Below are 18,014 nucleotides of genomic sequence, written 5' to 3' on the forward strand. Positions count from 1 at the left end.
CCCGGCGCTGATGGAGGTAACGCTGCTAAGGGGAAACGGGCGGAGGCCAGTGCAACAGGGTGGAGCATTTCGGCCAACGTGTAAGGGACACGCTATGAGCGGTTCCGTAGGCCGCATTCATTCCGCACCTGTTGAACAGGCCGCCTAAATATGCGGGAGAAAGTCTGCTTGTCCATCAACCTGTTAGTACCAAATTGAGACGATCGACATTTTATATAAATGAAGCACGTGGGATTATTCTATCAGTCGCATGCTTGTTAGTTAATTTTCATTTTGCCGCTATCTTTGAGAAAGTGCACCTGTGCTTGCGCGCTGTCTGAATCCTCGTTCCAGCACTCGCAATCATGTGCGCCGAACTCCGCAGACACTTGCAAAACGCCAAATGCCGCCGGTCTTTCGACCGGCGGCACTTTCGTCACCCTGCGTGAAGCAGCGATCAGGCGAAGGCGGTCACCGTGCTGCGACGCTTGCGGACGGCGGCGCCGACCATGGCGAAGCCGACGAGCATCATCGCCCAGGTGGCGGGCTCGGGAACCGCACCGGCCGAGGCGTTGCTCGTGAAGGTGAAGTTGACGTCGCTCGACATGCCGTTCTGCGACGAGGTCGCCAGCGAGAAGGTGCCGGCGGTCGCGTCCGCTGCGATCCCGTTGCTGAACGTGCCCATGCCGGTGATCGTCACGCTCGTTCCCAGCGGCGAGCGCGTCACCGAGGCATTGTCGAAGCTGAAGATGATGTTGCTGGCGCTGCCGAACTGGATGAACGGGTTCTGCAGGTACGAATTGGCGACATTGCCGATGAGGGCGATATCGGCGATGCTGGCGATCATCCCGTTCAGGCCAGTGAAGCTGCCCTTCGCGTTGCCGACCAGCGCGCTGCCGTTGACGCCGAAGCCGTTGCCGGCGCCGCCGAACGCGTCACCGAAGTCGAGGCCGGTCGCGGTCGCCGCGGTGCCACCGGTGTAGGTGCCCGAGAACGATGCCAGGCTGAACGAGCCGATGATCGGGGCGGCCGAGGCCGGCGAAACAGCGAGCAAAGCAGAAGCTGCGAGGAGCACTTTCATCATCTTCATTTGATTGATTCCCTGTCTACCCCGGGAAGAGTTCAGCCGGTTAAGTACCCCTTAAGCGGCGTTTTCCCTGCTGTCTCGTCTCTTGACAGAGGCAGATATGCTTAACGTCCCTTACCGGGATTCGCTGTTGTCCGCTGTTTGTACCATATCTGGACATTCGCCGAGACAGCGAAGATCTGCTTCCACGTCGATGCAGTGTGTCGGATCAGAAAATCGTCACCGCCATCGTGACGCGGCGATTGGCCGGAGCGACTTCCTCGTCGCGGGTCATGTCGAGCAGCGGTCGACCATCGGCGGCCCAATGCACGCGGCGCACTCGCGCGTCACGCCCGTCGCCGCCGACGCCATTGCCCCAGGTGTGATAGACGTAGAGCGTGTTGCCGTCCTCGTCGGTGGTGAAGGCGCCATGCCCCGGCCCCTGTTCATAGCGGCGGTAATCGGTGATCCCGTCGGGCATCGGCACGCTTTTCTGGAGCGGCGCCGACCATTTGCGCCACGCATCGATCCGCGTCAGGTCGGCATCGAGCGGCGCGGAGATGCCATTGACGACATAGGTCGGGCTGACTCCCGAGCTGGAATAGACGAGCGTCAGCCGCCCGTCGTGGGTAAGCGCGAACGCGCCCTCGGCGAGATTTTCCTCGACCGAGGTCTGCGGTGCGATGATCGGCCTCGGCGCGCCGGCCAGCCGCGTCGGCTGCGCAGGATCGACCGGCGCGATCCACGTCAGCGGATCGCCGAGCGTGCCAGACGCCGGCAAATAGCGTTGCGACCAGGTATAATAAGCGCGCTTCCCGACCGTGAAATAGGACATGTCGAGGCTGATGTTCGCGGGCATCTCCGCGCGCCCGAGCGGAGCGCCGTCGGCCTTGCGGATCGCGGCGGGGCGCGACCAGTCGGCGGCGTTGGCCGGATCGCCGCCGTCGCGCAGCTGGATGATGTGCGAGGCGACCCGCGACCACGCGCCGCCCTCGTTCGACTGGTCGTCCTTCGGGTTGAAGCACGGTGCAAACAGGATCGACAGCCGCCCGCCGATTTCGTGGATTTCGGGCGCCCAATAACAGCCGGCGATCACCCGGCCTTCGGCGGTACGGTCGCGGCGCGTGCGGCGGTTGAGCAGGTCGACCTCCCGCGCGCGCCCGCCGTTGGCGTCGGCGAGATCCTCGAGCCGGTCCGCGACGCGCAGCGGCAGGTGCGCGGAGCCGACATTGTCGTTGTCTGTGTCGTCGGTGGCGGTCAGCAGATAGCGGACGCGGCCGTTCCGCTCCCAGCGATAGATGTCGGGATCGGCGCGATTATAGGCGAAGATCGCGGGATAGCTCCGCTGGCGCACCGTGCCGTTGATCAGATGGCGTCCCGGTTTCGTGAGCATTGCGAGGTCGGCGGCGTCCCATTCGACCGCCCGGGTCGCTGTGGAGCCGTCCGAATAGCCCAGCGTCACCCGCGCGCTATCGAGGTCGGCGACGCGGCCCGCGGCGATCTCACGCGGCGCGACCGTCGCGCTGGTGTTGACCACGCGGCCGAACCGGCGGGTGAGGGCGGTCGCGGTTTCGGCCGTGATCGCGAGCGTATCGCTGGCACCACCGGCGACCGTGCCGAACCGCGCGTCGCCGACATTGCCCGCCGAGACGATCCGCCGACGCCGCCCGCCGTTGTCCGGCTGCCATTTCGCGACCTGCCACTCCGTCCGCGCGAGATCGGCGACGGGCGTCCAGCGCTGTCGTGCGCCTCGGTCGTTCCACGACACGAGATAGCGGCGCGCGTCGCCGTCCCACACGACATGCGGCTGCGCGACACCGTCGGCAGTGCGCAGGTCGATCGTGCCCAGTTCTTCGAAGTCGGCCGGATGATCGGGATCGCTGCGGAACACCACCGTCGCGGTGGCGGCGGGATCGGGCTTGCCGTCCATGTCGACCCGCGTCGCAATCACGCCGAGCGCACCGTTTGCAAAGTAGAAGAGCGATGGGTCGGCGACACCGCGCAACGCGATCCGGTCGACGCCGGTATAATCGCCCTTCGCGAACAGCACGCCATAATCGTCGTTGAGCGGCGTCATGCGACCGTCGGCGCCGGAGAGCGCGAGATGCACGCTGCGCGCCACGGTCGGCTGGTTCGCGTCATGCGCGCTGGTCGGCGTGCGCGCATAGGCTTCCAACTGCCGCGCACCGCTGCCGAGCACGCGGACCGTGAAGCTCTTGGTGAGCGTCGTCCCGTCCGCACGCGTCAGTCGGCCGTCGAGCCGAACGACCCGCGCCGCCGCATCGCGGTTGGTGAGGACGCCGTCGCGCAACGCCTGCCCGTCGGCGCGCCATGTCGCGGCGAAGCCCGCCGGCACCGGCAGGCGCGTTCCCGACGCCAGCACCGGCGGCACCACCCAGCGTGCCGTGGCATCGGCGCCCTCCGACGTCGTGCTCCGCCAGTGCGCCTCGACCCGCGCGCGTTCGGCCGCGGTGATCGACAGGACGGTGCCATGGCGCGGCGACGGCGGCAGGTGGAAGTCGCGCGGATAGGTCCAGGCGATTTTGCCGTCGAGCGCGTTGGTGGCGAGCGGAATATACCCGGCGCCGCCGTAATCATCGACCCACAGGAAGTATTTGAACCCGCTCTTGTCGCCTGGATTGGCGACGAAGGCGGTCGGCCCCTCCACTTCAGGGGTGCCGGCGCGACGGCCGATGCAGCGATCCAGGATCTTCCATTGCCCGGACGCGCCGTCCGCACGCAGTGATGGCGAGACCTGCGCCAGGATGTCGCTCGACGCGCAGCCGCGCGCGTCGCTGATCTTGGTGAAGCGGTAATACAGGCCGCGATCCTTCATCACGGTCGCGTCGATCATCCCCTTGGCCCTGACCGCGCCCGGCACATCGGCGGCCTTGAACCATGGCGTCGGGGTGGTGAAGGTGCGGAAGTCGCGGGTGGTGGCGGTCAGGATCTGCGGTCCCTCGCCATCCTCTACCGTATGTTCCGCGTCCTTGTAGAGCGTCGAGGTCCAATAGACGACATAGGCACCGATCGTCGGGTCATAGGTCGCCTCGGGCGCCCAGGTCATGCCGGCCGCAGGCAGGTTGACGCGAACGTGGCGCTGCTTGCCCCAATGGATCAGATCGGTCGATTCCCAGATCTCTAGATACTGGCTGCCGTGGCGCGTCGCGTCGCCCCAGCCGGTGCGCGCCGCCGACAGATCGGTGGCGAGCAGGAAGAAGTGGTCACCCTCCGCGGAGCGCATGATGAACGGGTCGCGCAGCCCGCGCGTGCCCTCGTTCGATTGCAGCATCGGCCGACCATCGTTGAGCGTCTTCCACTGCAGGGCATTGTTGCCGTCGGAAATCGCGAACCGCAGCTTCTCGCCGTCGATCGTCTTCTCGGTGAAATAGACGAAGAGATAGGCCGCGCCGGCAGGCGCAGGCGCGACGGGTTCGGCCGCCGACGTCGCGCCGCTCAGTGCGACCGCCGCGGTGAGCAGGAGCAGGGGGCGGGCGAACCCTGAGGTGAACTTCAACCATCGTCTCCCGATCGTCCGACGAGCGATCCGCCGGATCGTTATGGTTTCTAGAGCACGATGACATCATGTCGAACCGCAGCGTTATTGCGAGCGCAGCGAAGCAATCCACGGTACCGCGCCAATCGACGCGCAAAGCCCGCCCTTCTTACCCGGTCATCCCGGACTTGATCCGGGATCCCGCTTGTTCTTCCTTCAGCCGACAAGAAGAACCGTCGCCCCGGATCGAGTCCGGGGCGACGCCGGGCCCTAGAACCGGAACCGCACACCCGCCGAGAACAGGCTCGCCTCCCACCGGATGTCGCGCGGATAGCGCGGGTCCTTGACGTAGCTGTGGTACGGCGTCTGCAGCAGATTGGTGGCGTCGACGGTCAGCGTGATATTGTCGTTGACGTTATAGCTCGCCGACAGGTCGAGCCGTCCGACCGCCCCCGAATAGACGGTGGTGAAGACGCCCGGCGCACCGAAGCCGTCGAGGTTTGCGCTGCGGTAGTTGTACGCCAGCCGGACGCTCGCCGGTCCGCGTTCGTAGAGGCCGATGACGTTGAAGCTGTACTTCGACACGCCCGGCAGCGTCTGCCGCCCGCCCGCGAAGTTCGCCGCGGCCGGTACGATCTGCTCACCGTCGATATAGGTGAAATTGGCCTGCGCGCCGAACCCTCTCAATGCGCCGGGCAGGAAGTCGAAGAAGGTCGTGGCCGCCGCCTCGATGCCCTTGATCGTGCCCGAGCTGGAATTGGACGGACGATAGACCAGGATGTCGCCGAACGGCTGGACGTTGACGATCTGCGGCAACGAATTGATGAAGCCCTGGATCTCGCGATAGAATCCGGCGACCGACACCGATCCGGTGCGCGAGAAGTAATATTCCAGCGACGCATCGTAATTGTTCGAACGGATTGGCTGGAGGTTCGGATTGCCGCCGTTGCCGGTGTACGAGATGTTGCCGCCCACGGTGCCCTGCGAAACCGTCAGCGTCGGGTTGATCTGGTTGAAGCCGGGTCGCGTCAGCGCCTCGGTCCGCGACAGGCGCAGCTTCAGCTTGTCGGTGAAGTGCAATTGCGCGCTGATGTTGGGCAGGAAGTCGACATATTGCGTGGACGAGGCGATCGGCACGAACTGCGTCTGGTTGGTGCCGGGGATCGGCAGCGAGTTCGTGCCGTCCAGCCGGTTGCGCGTGATGACAACGCGCGTCCCGATCACGCCGTCGATCGGGAAGCCCACGTCGAAGGCGTAATTGACCTGCGCATAGCCCGAGAAGACCTGCTCGCGCGCCTTGAAGGCGTTGAGCGGGTTGAGCGCCGGATCCTCGGGCGCCCACGCCGCGCGCGTGCCGGCATCGGCGCCGGCACGGACCAGCGCGTCGCGGATATAGCCGCGCACGTCGTTCAGCTTGTCGTTGAACAGGAAGGCGTTGGGCGCATACCAGGAGCGGAACTTCTGCACGTCGTCGCCCCAGAAGCCGGGTTCGACCATCCCGCCCTGCGACACCGTCGGCACCTTCGTGATCGGATCCTTCAGGCTCGCCAGCCCGGCATAGCGGTCGCCGAACACGGAACTGGCGTCACGATCGCCGTAACGCAGTCCGAAGTTGAATTTCGGGAATAGCGACGATCCGGTGTCGAGCAGCAGATTGCCCTGCCATTGCCACTGCGTGCCGACCGCACGGTTCCGGTTCTCGATCAGGCCGCGCATGTAGAAGCTGTCGGGCTTGGTGAAATCGACCCCGCTCGGCGTGAAGTTGACGCTACCCTCGTCGTTGAGCTTGACCGACAGCGACAGCGGGGTCGCGACCTGTGTCTGGAACTGGCCCCAATTGTTGTCCACGGTCGAGCGGGTATAGGCCAAATCGGTGGTGAAGACCGCGTTGCCGGTCTCCCAGCGCGCGCCCAGCGCGCCCTGATAGGTGTCGGTGCGGGCGGTGCCGAATTCCTTGCTGGGGCCGTTGACCAGCCCGAGATCGATGTCGAACGACTGCAGCGTCGTGCCGTCCGGCGTCAGCACCGCGTTGCGGATCGTCGGCGGGTTGCCGCCGTTCGGGTTCGACTGGATCGGGATGCCGAAGAAGTCGTTGGCGTTGCGGTTGCGATAGCCCTGGTACAGGCCGTCGGCGTAGATCATCAGATTGTCGGCGGGCTGCCATTGCAGCGAGGCGTTGACCGACGGGCGCTGGCGCGTGCCGCGACCGTAGAACAGGCCGATATCCTGCGGGAAGGTGAAGTTGCGCCCGACCGAGGTGGGCAGGATCGTCTGCGCCGCCGGCACATTGTCCTGGAAGCCCTGATAGCGGACCGAGTTCAGGAAGCGCGTCTGCGTGAACGACACGTTCACCAGCGCGCCGATCTCGCCGATCCCGGTCTGCCACCGGTCGCTGACCAACAGGCTGCCGATCGGGTCGAGCTTGCGCGATTCCGAATTGTAGACGCCGCGCGCTGCGCCTGCGAGCTGGAAGCCCTTGAAATCGAACGGACGGCGCAGGCCGACGTCGATCAGGCCGGCGATGCCGCCTTCCAGATTGTCGGCGGTCGTCGCCTTATAGACCTCGACCTTCGACAGCGCCTGCGCGGGGAAATCCTGGATCGACACCGAGCGTCCATCGGCGGTGAAGATCTCGCGACCCTGCACCGTCGTCTGGACGTTGGGTAGGCCGCGGATCAGCACGCCATTGGCCTCGTCGCCATAGCGCGTGACCTGCACGCCGGTGACGCGCGCGATCGCCTCGGCGGCATTGTTGTCGGGGAACTTACCGATGTCCTCGGCGACCAGCGCGTCGACGATCGCGTTGGAATTGGCTTTGATATTCTGCGCGCTGCTCAGGCTCTGGCGGATGCCGGTGACGACGATATCATCGGCCGGGCCGGCCTCGTCGGACGGTGTGGCCGTCGTGCCGCCGGGCGTGGCGGTCTGTGCGAACACCGGGCTTGCGAAGGCCATGATCGACACCGAACATGCAAACGCCTTGATTGAACGAGACCTCATCGCGAATTCCTCCCCTGGTGTTGCGCCGCCGTGCTTCGTCACGACTGGCCAGAAAGATCATAGATCATTGTCTGAGTAATGTAAGGCTTAAATCCTGAGTTGCCTGCGCTTGAAGGACAATTTCAGGCTCACTTTGAGCAACTTTCAAGTCAATCTCTTTGATTTGCCAGAAAAATAACTCTGACAATCTTCTCCGTGGATGGTTCATTTTGTTGCCGTGGCTCAAGGCATCGGCGTCACCGTGATCCGGTCGATGTTCGGGGCGAAGCGCGACCGCAGCAGCACGCCGGGCCACACCTGCGAGGCATAGCTCGTCCCGTCCCAATTGGGCTGTTCCTCGCCCGCGATGCGCACCGAATTGCGCCCGGCGCGCAGCGTGACGGGCACGGTCATCTCCCACCAATTGTTGCGGTGGAAGCTGTTGGGGAAGGTCGCCAGCACCGGCTTCGCGCCGTTCACCGCGATCCGCGCGACGCGCGCCAGCGGGTCGGGATTGTAGTGCGTCGCCTTCGACTGTTCGTCGTTCGAGAAGCGCACCGTCAGTGCGTAAGTCCCCGCGCGCGCAACGCGAATGTCGGGGAAGGTCAGCGTATTGCCGTTGCCCGGCGAACCACCGATGTCGAACACCGCCTGGCCGCCGCTCGCCCGCGACGCCGCCGCGATCCGCGCATCGCCTGCGACCTGCGCCGCCTCCGCCTCATAGCTCTGCGCGTCAACCGCCGGCGTGGGCGTCACCCTCAGCCCGGTGCCGCCGGCCACCACCACCTTGTTGACGCCGCCGAGCAGGAACGCGCTGCCGCCCCGCACCGCGCGCCCGTTGACGCGCAGCACTCGTCCGCCGGACGCGTCGACACGCGCCGGCCCGTCCTCCGCGGTATAGACCCAATAGGTCGCCGACGCGCCGTCGCGCTTGGCATCGCGCGCGTCATAGACCTGCGCGGCATCGCCCGCCGCCTGCGTCAGCGTGATCCGGTCGACCAGCGCATTGCCCTGCGTCCGTCCGCGCCCGTCGCGGCTGCGCGTCGCCAGCGTCACGACATGCCGCCCCGCGCTCAAGGTCAGTTCGGTATCGGCATGATCGAGGACCGCGGGCTTGTAGCCGAGCGGCAGGTTGATCTCCCCGACCTCTTTTCCGTCGACGCGCAGGAAGACGTTGGTCGCGCCTTCCGCCTCGGCCAGCGGATCCTTGTTGAAGGTGCTGGCGAGCACGCGCAGCGCGTAGCGGCCCGCACGCGGCACCTGCACCGCAAAGTCGAGCGCGGCGTCGTTACCGCCCGCAAACCCCTCGACCGAATAGCCGCCGGAGGTGTGGAAGCGCGAGACGTCCTTGGGCGATCCCTCCGGTCCGCGCACCTTCAGCCCGCTGCCGCGCCGCGTCGCCGCCTCCGCCTCGTAATCCTGCCGCCACGGCGCGGGTGGCGCAGGCAGGGCGGTGGTGGCCGGCGTGACGACCAGCTCATACGCCGATTCCTCGCGCAGCGCGGGCAAGTCGCCGCCACCGCCAAAGGTCAGCGTGATCGCACCGTCGGTCACCGGCACGCGCCGATCGACGATCGTGACCGGCGGAGCGGCGTCGCCCAACTGCCCGGTCCACGCGATCTCGCGCACGCGCACCTGCGCCGTCGCCCCGAACAGCGCCGGGAGCCTGGTCAGCGCCACGGTCGCCGCACCGCTCTTGCCGCCGAGCAGCACGCGCGCCTGTCGCCGCGCTGGGTCGAGCGTCGCGACCCCTTGCAACGTATAGCTCTGGTCGCGGTGCGGCGGCGTCACCGCCAGCGTGTGCCCGCTCATCGTCGCATAGGCGTTGAGCAGCCACCATTGCCCGTTGCCGCGGTTCGCCTGCACCGCGCTGTCGCTCAGATTGCCGTCGATGTTCCAGTAAGCGATGTCGGCATCGACCTTCGCATCCTCGATCGCCGCGACCCACTGGATCATCTGCCCGGGCACCGAGGTGTGGTAGTTATAGGCATATTCGTTGATGTTGACCGGCAGGTGCCCTCCCTGCCACTTCGTCCCCGCGAACAGCCGGTCCTCCCACGCGCGATACTTTCGCACGCTGGTGCGGACGGTCGCGGGATCGCTCAGTTCGTGCCACGTCACGACGTCGGGCATCGTGTCGGCGGCGATCGCGTGGCGGAGGAAGCCCTCGACCTGATCGAACAGGATGCTGGTGTTCGGCCCCGCGATCCGCGTCCCCGGTGCCGTCTGCCGCAACGCGCGCACCGCGCGGTCCCATGCGTCGAGGAACACCGCCGGCTCCTTGAGCCAGCTCACACCGTTGCAGCTCTTGGCATCGGCGCTGAACATGTTTCCGTCGGGCTCGTTGAACGGCACGAACACGATCCGGTCACGATAGCGTGCGGGCAGGGCGCGGACCTGCGCCGCCTGCCGCTTCAGCACCTCGATATAATTGGTCACCGATTGCGCGCAGTCGCCGCTCTTCCACTTGTACGGAAACTCGCGGAAGATGTCGGTCATGTAGATATAGGTGTCGCCGCCCGACGCATCGGTCAGCAGCGTCGAGACCTCCAGCGCGTCGGCGCCGGGATGCTGCGGGCCATCCTGCGCCTTGGTCGACACCGTGCGCAGGTTGATCCCCTCGAGCAGGTTGGGGTGCGGCAGCCGCGCATCGTACAGGCCATAGAGCGTGCCCGACGCGCCGCCGTGGAACCCGCCGGTATCGCTGCTCATGTCGACGGTCAGCCGTTCCGGCGCGTCCTGCGCCAGCGCGGGTCCGGCGGTGGAGGCGAGCAGGGCGGCAAGGGCGAGGGCGCGCATGTGGCGAAACTCCGGGAGAGAGCGGGCGGCGGTCATGCCGCACGCTCCGCGTTCATGCGCGCGATCGTCGCGCGGTTGAGGATCAGCCGGCTGATCGTGAAGGCCAGCAGCAGGTGCATCGCCGCCGGCACCAGCGTCGATAACGCGCGGATCCCGGTCAGCGACAGCGCGGTCTGGTTGCCCGCCCCGGCCTTGTAGGAGACGAGCACCAGCACCCCGCTGATCAGCGCGCCCGCGACCGCCCACGCCAGCTTCACGAAAAACTGGTTGAACGCGAAGCTCATGCCCGAAGAGCGCATCCCCAGCTTCCACTCGCCATATTGGTCGGCAAGCTGGATCAACGTGAAGTGCAGCGGCAACGTGCAGCCCAGCACGATGCAGCACAGCCCTACCAGCACCAGCCACAAGGTCGGATAGTCGCCCGGCACGAAGAAGGCCGCGATATGCCCCGCGACGAGGATCAGATTGACCCAGATGTAGATCGACCGCACGTCATATCGACGGGTGAAGAAGGTGACGACGATCGAGCCGATGAACCCGCCGATCGTCGCGATGCCGAAGAAGAACGCCTGATAGGTCGTCCCGCCGTTCAGCACATAGGTGATGAAATACAGCGCCGCGCCGCCCTTGGTGTTGAAGATCGCGATCAGCAGCAGCGTCATCGCGAAGGTGATGCGCAACTGGTCGTTCTTCAGCGTGTTGGCAATCGCGACACGCAGCGGCGGCTCCTCGGCGGCCGCGAAGGTGACGCGCTCGCGCACGAACAGGAAGCAGATCAGGAACATCGCCACCGCCACGAGGCTCAGGATCGCCACGCCGTCGCGATAGCCGCGCGCGACGTCGCCGCCGCCCAGCGCGCGCACCATGATCGGCAGCCCGACCGAGACGGTGAACGAGGCGATCGCCACCATCGCGAACCGTACCGACTGGCACGCGACGCCTTCCTCCGCGCTGTCGGTCATCCGCGTGACCAGCGCGCAATAAGGCACGTTGTTGAGCGAATAGGAGAAGGCGAGCAGGAAATAGGTGACCGCGGCGTATGCGACCTTGCCGTCCTGCCCGAGGTCGGGCGACTGGAAGGTCAGGAAGCAACTCAGCCCGACCGGGATCGCAGTCCACAACAGATAGGGGCGGAACTGCCCCCAGCGCGTCTTGGTGCGATCGGCCATGATCCCGATCAGCGGATCGGAAACCGCATCGAAGATGCGCAGCGACAGGAACAGGATGCCGACCACGCCCGGCGCGATCCCGAACACGTCGGTGTAATAGAAGGTCAGGAAATTGGCGATCAACCCGGTGATAATCGTGCCCCCGGCATCGCCGAAGCCGTACGCGACCTTCTCGCCGAACGGCACGCGCGCGACCGGGGCCGGGCCGCCATGGACCGGCGCGGCATCACCTTGTTGCGCGATCATCGTCATGCCGCCGGGTCCGCAAACGCATCTGCAACCCGCGCGCCGGCACGCACGAACACCGGCAGTCGGTCGCGCGGCGCGGTGCAGCGGATCGTCGCGTCACCCGCCACTTCCGCCCCGGTCCAGGCATCGATCCACGTGCCCGCCGGCAGCCACACGTCACGCGCCTCGACGCCCGCTGCGGTGACGGGTGCGACCAGCAGGTCGGGGCCGAACATATATTGGTCGTCGACCTCCCAGCTTCGCGCCTGATCGGGATAGTCGTAGAACATCGGCCGCATCGGCGGATCGCCCGCCTCGTGCGCGGTGCGCATCAGCCCGGCGACATACGGCCGCAAGCGCTCGCGCAGGCGGGCGAAGCGGCGCAGGATCGCGAAGACGTCGTCGCCGAAGCTCCACAATTCGTTGCCCGCGCCGGTGTCGCATTGCTCGACGCCGTCGCGAAACGGCTCGGCAGGCGGGGTGATCGGGTCGCGATGCCCGTGCATCCGCAGCACCGGGGTGAACACCGCCCATTGGAACCAGCGGATCATCAGTTCGTGGAACGCCGGATCGTCGACATGCCCACCGTGGAAGCCGCCGATATCGGTCGTCCACCACGGAATGCCCGCCATCGCCATGTTCAGCCCGGCGCTCAACTGGTTGCGCATCGCGGTGAACGAGCTGTGGATGTCGCCGGACCAGATCAGTGCGCCATAGCGCTGGCTCCCCGCCCAGGCGCAGCGCACCAGGCTGACGGTGTCGGTCGCACCCTCGGCGGTCAGCCCGTCATGCAGCGCCTGCGCATAGTGGAGCGGATAGGCATTGCCGACCGCCAGCACCTCGCCGGCATGATAACGGTAATTGTCGAAGTCATAGGCGCCATATTCGGGTTCGGCCTCGTCCAGCCAGAACAAGGTGACGCCCTTGTCGCGATAATTGCGCTTCAGCGTCTGCCATAGGAAGTCGCGCGCACCGGGATGCGTGACGTCGAGGAAGCGGGTGTTGCCCAGAAACTCCTGCTGCACGTCGACGCCGCGATTGGCCCGCACCAGATAGCCGCGCTCGACAAGCGTCGGGTAATTCTCGGAGCGCGGATCGACGGTCGGCCACACCGACACCATCAACGCGGTGCCCATCGCCTCCAGCTCCGCGCACATTGCGGCCGGGTCCGGCCACTCCCGCGCATCGAACCGCCAGTCGCCTTGCACCGGCCAGTGGAAGAAATCGGCGACGATCACCGCCAGCGGGATGCCGCGGTCGCGATAGTCGCGGGCGACCGCCAGCAGTTCGTCTTGCGTGCGATAGCGCAGCTTGCTCTGCCACAGGCCCAGCGCATAATCGGGCATCATCGGCGCAGTGCCGGTGACCTGCGCGTAATTGCGCACGATCTGCGCGGGCGTGTCGGCGGCGGTGATCCAATAATCGATCTCGTGCGCCGCGCGCGCGGTCCAGATCGCGCCATTCGCCGCGAAACACGCCTCGCCGACCGCCGGGCTGTTCCACAACATCCCATAGCCGTGGCTCGAGACGACGAACGGCACGCTCGCCTGCGAATTGCGCTGCGCCAGTTCCAGCACGCAGCCGGCGAGGTCGAGGTTGGGTTGCTGGTACTGCCCCATGCCGTACAGCCGCTCGCCCGGCTTCGCCTCGAACCGCACCGTGATCTCCGCCGCGCCACCCGGCAGCGGGCGGAACTCGCGCCCGGCCAGCCCCAGCGCGCTGATCGTCTCGACCGTCTCGCTGCCGATTGTCCAGAATTTGGTGACCGTATCGCGCTGCCGCCACTTTTCCTCGAGCAGAACGCGGCCGGCATGGTCCAGGAAGCGCGCGCGGCCTTGTAAATCCAGCTCCGCGGTGATCCCGCCGTTGCGGATTCGTGCGACCGAACCGTCCCGTTCGATCGTCGCGGCAACCGCGTCGATGTCGAGCAACGCGCCCGGCGCGGCGGGGCGGGCGGCATAGGTCGAGGCGCGCAGCCGCAATCCGCTCGGTCCATGCGCTTCGATTCGCACCCAGTTGCCATCATAGGCCCAGGCGATCGCGCGCTCTTCAAGCGTCAGCGTATCCACGCTTTTCCTCTCCCCGCTCGGCAATTCCAAGCCGTAAACGTTTCCGGTCTTGTGCGTTTCGGCCCGGTATCTGTCAAGGCCCTTGCGCCGCGGACGTGCCGCGGCGATCAGGCGCGCATGGACATTCGGGCGCTTGCCGGCCATCTGGGCTTGTCGATCGGCACCGTGTCGCGCGCGCTGAACGATCGTAAGGATGTCAGTCCCTTAACCCGGCAGCGTGTGCTGGAGGCGGCATCCGCGCTCGGCTACACGCCCAACCAGTTCGGCCGAACGCTACGGATCGGGCGGACCGCCACAATCGGTTTTATGCTGACGCTGGAACACGATAGCGCGGTGCACGGCGATCCGTTCTTCATGGCGCTGCTCGAAGGCGTGCAGGCCGGGCTGGTCGAACACGGCCTCGATCTGGTGATCCTGCTCGCGCGCAAGGGCGAGGACGGCGAGACGTTCCTGCGCCGCCACATCGCACGCGGCACCGCGGATGGCTGGTTGCTGTCAGGCACGCAGTACGAGGATGCTCGCATCAAGTTACTGTCGGAACGGCATATCCCTTTCGTGGCGCTCGGGCGTACCGCGGGTGTCGGCGACTATTCCTGGATCGACCTCGACTTCGAAGGCGTCGTCGCGGAGGCGATGGCCTTGTTGTTGGCCGACGGTCATCGCCGCATCGGGCTGGTGACGCCGCCAGCGACGATCAACAACAGCCACATCGTGGTCGCCGAATATCGCGCCGCGCTCGCCACCGCCGGGCTCGATGCGGATGAGGCGCTCATCCATCGCGGCGACACCGACGAGCATGACGGCGAGGCCGCGACACGCGAGTTGATGGCGCTGGAGCAGCCACCGACCGCGTTGTTATTGATGGGAGAAACCGCGCCGGTCGGCGCGTATCGCGCGCTGCGCGGTCTGGGCCGCGAACCGGGACGGGACATTGCGGTGATCGGCCTGCGCGACAACCCCACTTGTCAGGCGCTATCGCCTGATCTGACCAGTTTCACGCTCGATCTGAACGCCTTGGGGCTGGCGCTCGCCAGCGAGCTGGTGACGATCATCGCCGACAGGGAAGGTGGGACCGACACCCGGTTGCAAAAGCGCTGGCCGATGCAACTTCGCCTGCGGCAAAGCCACAGGACGAGCCATCACGGGGTTACCGCGTTGAAAAACGCGCATAATGTGTCAAATTAACCACAGTTAAGAATGGAAAGCTTCAGCTAAGCGCCTCTCCAGCTTCAACAATCTTGCGCAAACCCTTCGTCGCGGTTCATCCTCGGTCGCAGGCGCTCACGTAAGCGCTTCAAACAGGGGACTATATGCGGCAGCTTTTTGCTCAACGTACCAGCATCATCGCGCTCATTGTCGCGATCGCTCTTCCCACTGGTGCGCATGCGCAAGCAGCTCCCGAACAATCGCCGACCGAGGCGGCAGCGGCGGAAGGGGGCGACATCGTCGTCACCGGCTCGCGTATCCGTCGCGATCCGCTCGACAATCCGTCACCGGTCGTGACCATCGACGAGGCGGCCGTCGCCAAGACCGGCCTGTCCTCGATCGCCGACGTGTTGCAGCGCCTGCCGGCGTCGTCGGGCGGGCTGAACAGCAAGTTCAACAATTCCGGCAACCTCGGTAATCCGCCCGACGGTGGCGGCGTCGGCGCCGGCTCGGCAGCGATCGACCTGCGCTATCTCGGCGCCAAGCGCACGCTCGTGCTGGTCGACGGCCTACGCTACGTAAACGGCGCCAGCGCCAGCGGTATTCCCGGCACGGTCGATCTCAATTCGATCCCGGACGTCATGATCCAGCGGATCGAGGTGCTGCAATCCGCCGCCTCCGCACTTTACGGGTCGGACGCGATCGGCGGCGTGGTGAACATCATCACGCGCTCCGGGCAGAAAGGCTTCCGCGCGCAAGCGCAATACGGGCAATATCTTCGCGAGAACGATGGTGGCACGCAAAACTACCAGTTGAGCTGGGGCGGCGGCACCGACCGCATCCACCTGGATCTCGGCGGCTATTATACCAAGCAGGATCCGGTCAGCGCCCGTGATCGCACCATCTCGCAATTCCCCAATCCCGGCCAGACGAGCTGCACCGACGCGATCGGCGGCTGTTCGGGTGCCGCGCTCAACGGGCGGATCGTCTTCGCGCCGGGCAATCCTTCGCTCCCGGCCGGTGGCACGGTCACGGTGCGCAATGCGCCGCTGAACGGTCGCGGCGTGTACGATCCGACGTTGGCGGGCGGCGACTTCCGCGCCTTCACCGCTGCCGATCGCTTCAACTTCGCACCCTACAACTACTTCCTCACCCCCAACGAGCGGTACGGCGCGTTCATCAACACGCACGCCGAATTCTCGGAGCTGTTCAACGTCCGCGTCAAAGCCAGCTGGGCGCATCGTCAGTCGCAGAACCAGGCGGCGTTCCTGCCGCTGAACATCGGTCCCGATGCCGGCAACGGCAATCTGCTCGACACGATCTCGATCGACGCCACCAACCCGTACAATCCGTTCGGTATCACGCTCAATTCGGGCACAAACGGCCAGCCGGCGACCTATTCGCTGATCGGCCGTCGCCTGATCGAGGCCGGGCAGCGCACCTATAGCCAGACCGTCGATACGTTCAGCGTCACCGGCACGATCGACGGCAAGTTCCAGCTGTTCGGCCGCAACTGGTATTACGACGCCAACGCCGTGCTGGGCGTCAACGACGCGCATCAGCTGTTTACGGGCAATCTGAACGCGGCGCGACTGGCGCAGGCGCTCGGCCCGGTCGGCCAGTGCACCGGCGAGTGCGTGCCGTTCAACATCTTCGGCGGGCAGGGATCGATCACGCCGGCGATGCTCGCCTTCGTCGGCTTCGATGAGCGTTCGCGCAGTTCGCAGGAGGTGCGAGACTACACCTTCAACCTGTCGGGCGAGTTGTTCGACCTGCCGGGCGGTCCGGTCGGGATCGCGGCCGGTTACGAGCATCGCTACCAGCAGGGCAGCTTCACTCCCGATCCGATCATCCAGGCCGGGCTCGGCGCGGACATCCCGGCGCAGGCGGCGCGCGGCAGCTTCTACGTCAACGAAGTCTATGGCGAGTTGCGCCTGCCGCTGATCCGCGACGTGCCGCTGTTGCGTCTGGTCGAGCTGAACGGCGCGGTGCGGCACTCGAATTTCTCGATTTCGGGCAGCAACACCTCGCTGACCGGCGGGGTGTTGTGGAAGCCGGTGTCCGACCTGCTGCTGCGCGGCCAATATGCCGAGAGCTATCGCGCGCCGTCGATCGGTGAGCTGTTCGGCGCGCAATCGCGCTTCGATGCGAACCTCGACGATCCGTGCACGAGCGCGGCGGGCGGGTTGTTCCAGAGCAATCCGACGGTGCGCGCGAACTGCGTCGCCAACGGCGTCCCTACGAACGGCAGCTATGTCGAGCCGCAGGGCGGGCAGATCAGCGTCCTGACCGGCGGCAATCGCGCCCTCGCGCCCGAGACGGCGAAGACGTGGCTGTTCGGCGGCGTGTACAGCCCGGCATGGGCGCGCGAGGGCTTCGCGAGCGCGCTCAGCCTCGAGGTCAATTACTATGACATCAAGGTGAGTGGCGCGATCGCGTCGATCCCGGCCAACGTGCTGCTGAACCGCTGCGCACAAAGCGGTGACTCGCTGTCGTGCGCGGCTGTACAACGGACGCCGAACGGCTTCATCTCGGCGATCAACGGCTTGTTGCTGAACACCGGCGGGATCCAGACCCGCGGTATCGACGCGACGTTCAACCTGCGTACCCGCCAGACGGGCGCGGGAACGTTCGGATTGTCGGTCAGCGGCAACTATCTGTTGGCGTATAAGGAGATCGTGCCCGCCACTACCGGCACCACCACGATCGACTTCACCGGCACCGAGCGCGGGAGCCCGGATCAGGCCTATCCGCACTTCAAGGGGCAGGCGACGATCGATTGGGACATCGGCCCGGTCGCGGCGGCGTTCACCGGCCGCTACATCGACAACATCATCGAAAGCCAGAACGGCCGCGCGATGGACCGTCGCTTCTACGGCGACGTACAGCTGTCATTCCGGCCGAGCTGGGTCGGCGACCGCGTCGGTTTGACGCTCGGGATCAACAACGTCTTCGACACTGATCCGCCCGCCTGCTTCTCGTGCAGCCTCAACAACTATGATCCGACCACCTACGACGTGCCGGGTCGGTTCGGCTATGCGCGGGTAAGCTACGGCTTCTGACGATCCCGTACCCCGGCGAAG

Annotated in this window: 8 protein-coding genes; 2 read left to right on the plus strand and 6 right to left on the minus strand. The window is 66.0% G+C overall.

Annotated features, from left to right (window positions below):
* Positions 1 to 436 precede the first annotated feature (436 nt).
* From QP166_RS04165 to QP166_RS04190, 6 genes are all read right to left on the minus strand, one after another.
* A complete protein-coding gene (locus QP166_RS04165) occupies positions 437 to 1,069 on the minus strand; it encodes a PEPxxWA-CTERM sorting domain-containing protein (protein ID WP_333914769.1) in 633 nt (210 codons plus the stop codon).
* Positions 1,070 to 1,274: 205 nt separating this feature from the next.
* Positions 1,275 to 4,562: a family 43 glycosylhydrolase gene (locus QP166_RS04170; protein WP_333914771.1), complete on the minus strand. Its 3,288-nt coding sequence runs from the start codon at positions 4,560 to 4,562 to the stop codon at positions 1,275 to 1,277.
* Between the two features lie 249 nt (positions 4,563 to 4,811).
* A complete protein-coding gene (locus tag QP166_RS04175; protein ID WP_333914772.1) occupies positions 4,812 to 7,541 on the minus strand; it encodes a TonB-dependent receptor in 2,730 nt (909 codons plus the stop codon).
* 222 nt (positions 7,542 to 7,763) lie between these two features.
* Positions 7,764 to 10,355 carry a cellulosome protein gene (locus QP166_RS04180; RefSeq protein ID WP_333914773.1) on the minus strand — a complete coding sequence of 864 codons (2,592 nt, stop codon included), beginning with the start codon at positions 10,353 to 10,355 and terminating at the stop codon, positions 7,764 to 7,766.
* Positions 10,352 to 11,740, minus strand: coding sequence for an MFS transporter (locus tag QP166_RS04185; RefSeq protein WP_333914774.1), 1,389 nt, complete (start codon positions 11,738 to 11,740; stop codon positions 10,352 to 10,354). Before QP166_RS04185 ends, QP166_RS04180 begins: the two co-directional genes overlap by 4 nt.
* Positions 11,737 to 13,785 carry a glycoside hydrolase family 31 protein gene (locus tag QP166_RS04190; RefSeq protein ID WP_333914775.1) on the minus strand — a complete coding sequence of 683 codons (2,049 nt, stop codon included), beginning with the start codon at positions 13,783 to 13,785 and terminating at the stop codon, positions 11,737 to 11,739. The genes QP166_RS04185 and QP166_RS04190 overlap by 4 nt, the downstream gene beginning before the upstream one ends.
* A gap of 117 nt (positions 13,786 to 13,902) precedes the next feature.
* On the opposite strand from QP166_RS04190, the gene QP166_RS04195 reads away from it, so the two are divergent.
* Positions 13,903 to 14,970, plus strand: a complete 1,068-nt coding sequence (locus QP166_RS04195) for a LacI family DNA-binding transcriptional regulator (protein WP_333914776.1) — start codon at positions 13,903 to 13,905, stop codon at positions 14,968 to 14,970.
* A 125-nt stretch (positions 14,971 to 15,095) separates the two neighbouring features.
* Positions 15,096 to 17,993 (plus strand): TonB-dependent receptor domain-containing protein, encoded by a 2,898-nt coding sequence (locus QP166_RS04200; RefSeq protein ID WP_333914777.1) that lies wholly within the window; start codon positions 15,096 to 15,098, stop codon positions 17,991 to 17,993.
* Positions 17,994 to 18,014: the final 21 nt, after the last annotated feature.

Source organism: Sphingomonas sp. LR60 (assembly GCF_036855935.1).
Classification (GTDB): Bacteria; Pseudomonadota; Alphaproteobacteria; order Sphingomonadales; family Sphingomonadaceae; genus Sphingomonas.

Coding starts and splice junctions, on each gene's coding strand:
- QP166_RS04195 (WP_333914776.1), top strand. CDS start 13,903: ATGGACATTCGGGCGCTTGCCGGCCATCTGGGCTTGTCGATCGGCACC.
- QP166_RS04175 (WP_333914772.1), bottom strand. CDS start 7,541: ATGAGGTCTCGTTCAATCAAGGCGTTTGCATGTTCGGTGTCGATCATG.
- QP166_RS04180 (WP_333914773.1), bottom strand. CDS start 10,355: ATGACCGCCGCCCGCTCTCTCCCGGAGTTTCGCCACATGCGCGCCCTC.
- QP166_RS04165 (WP_333914769.1), bottom strand. CDS start 1,069: ATGAAGATGATGAAAGTGCTCCTCGCAGCTTCTGCTTTGCTCGCTGTT.
- QP166_RS04185 (WP_333914774.1), bottom strand. CDS start 11,740: ATGACGATGATCGCGCAACAAGGTGATGCCGCGCCGGTCCATGGCGGC.
- QP166_RS04200 (WP_333914777.1), top strand. CDS start 15,096: ATGCGGCAGCTTTTTGCTCAACGTACCAGCATCATCGCGCTCATTGTC.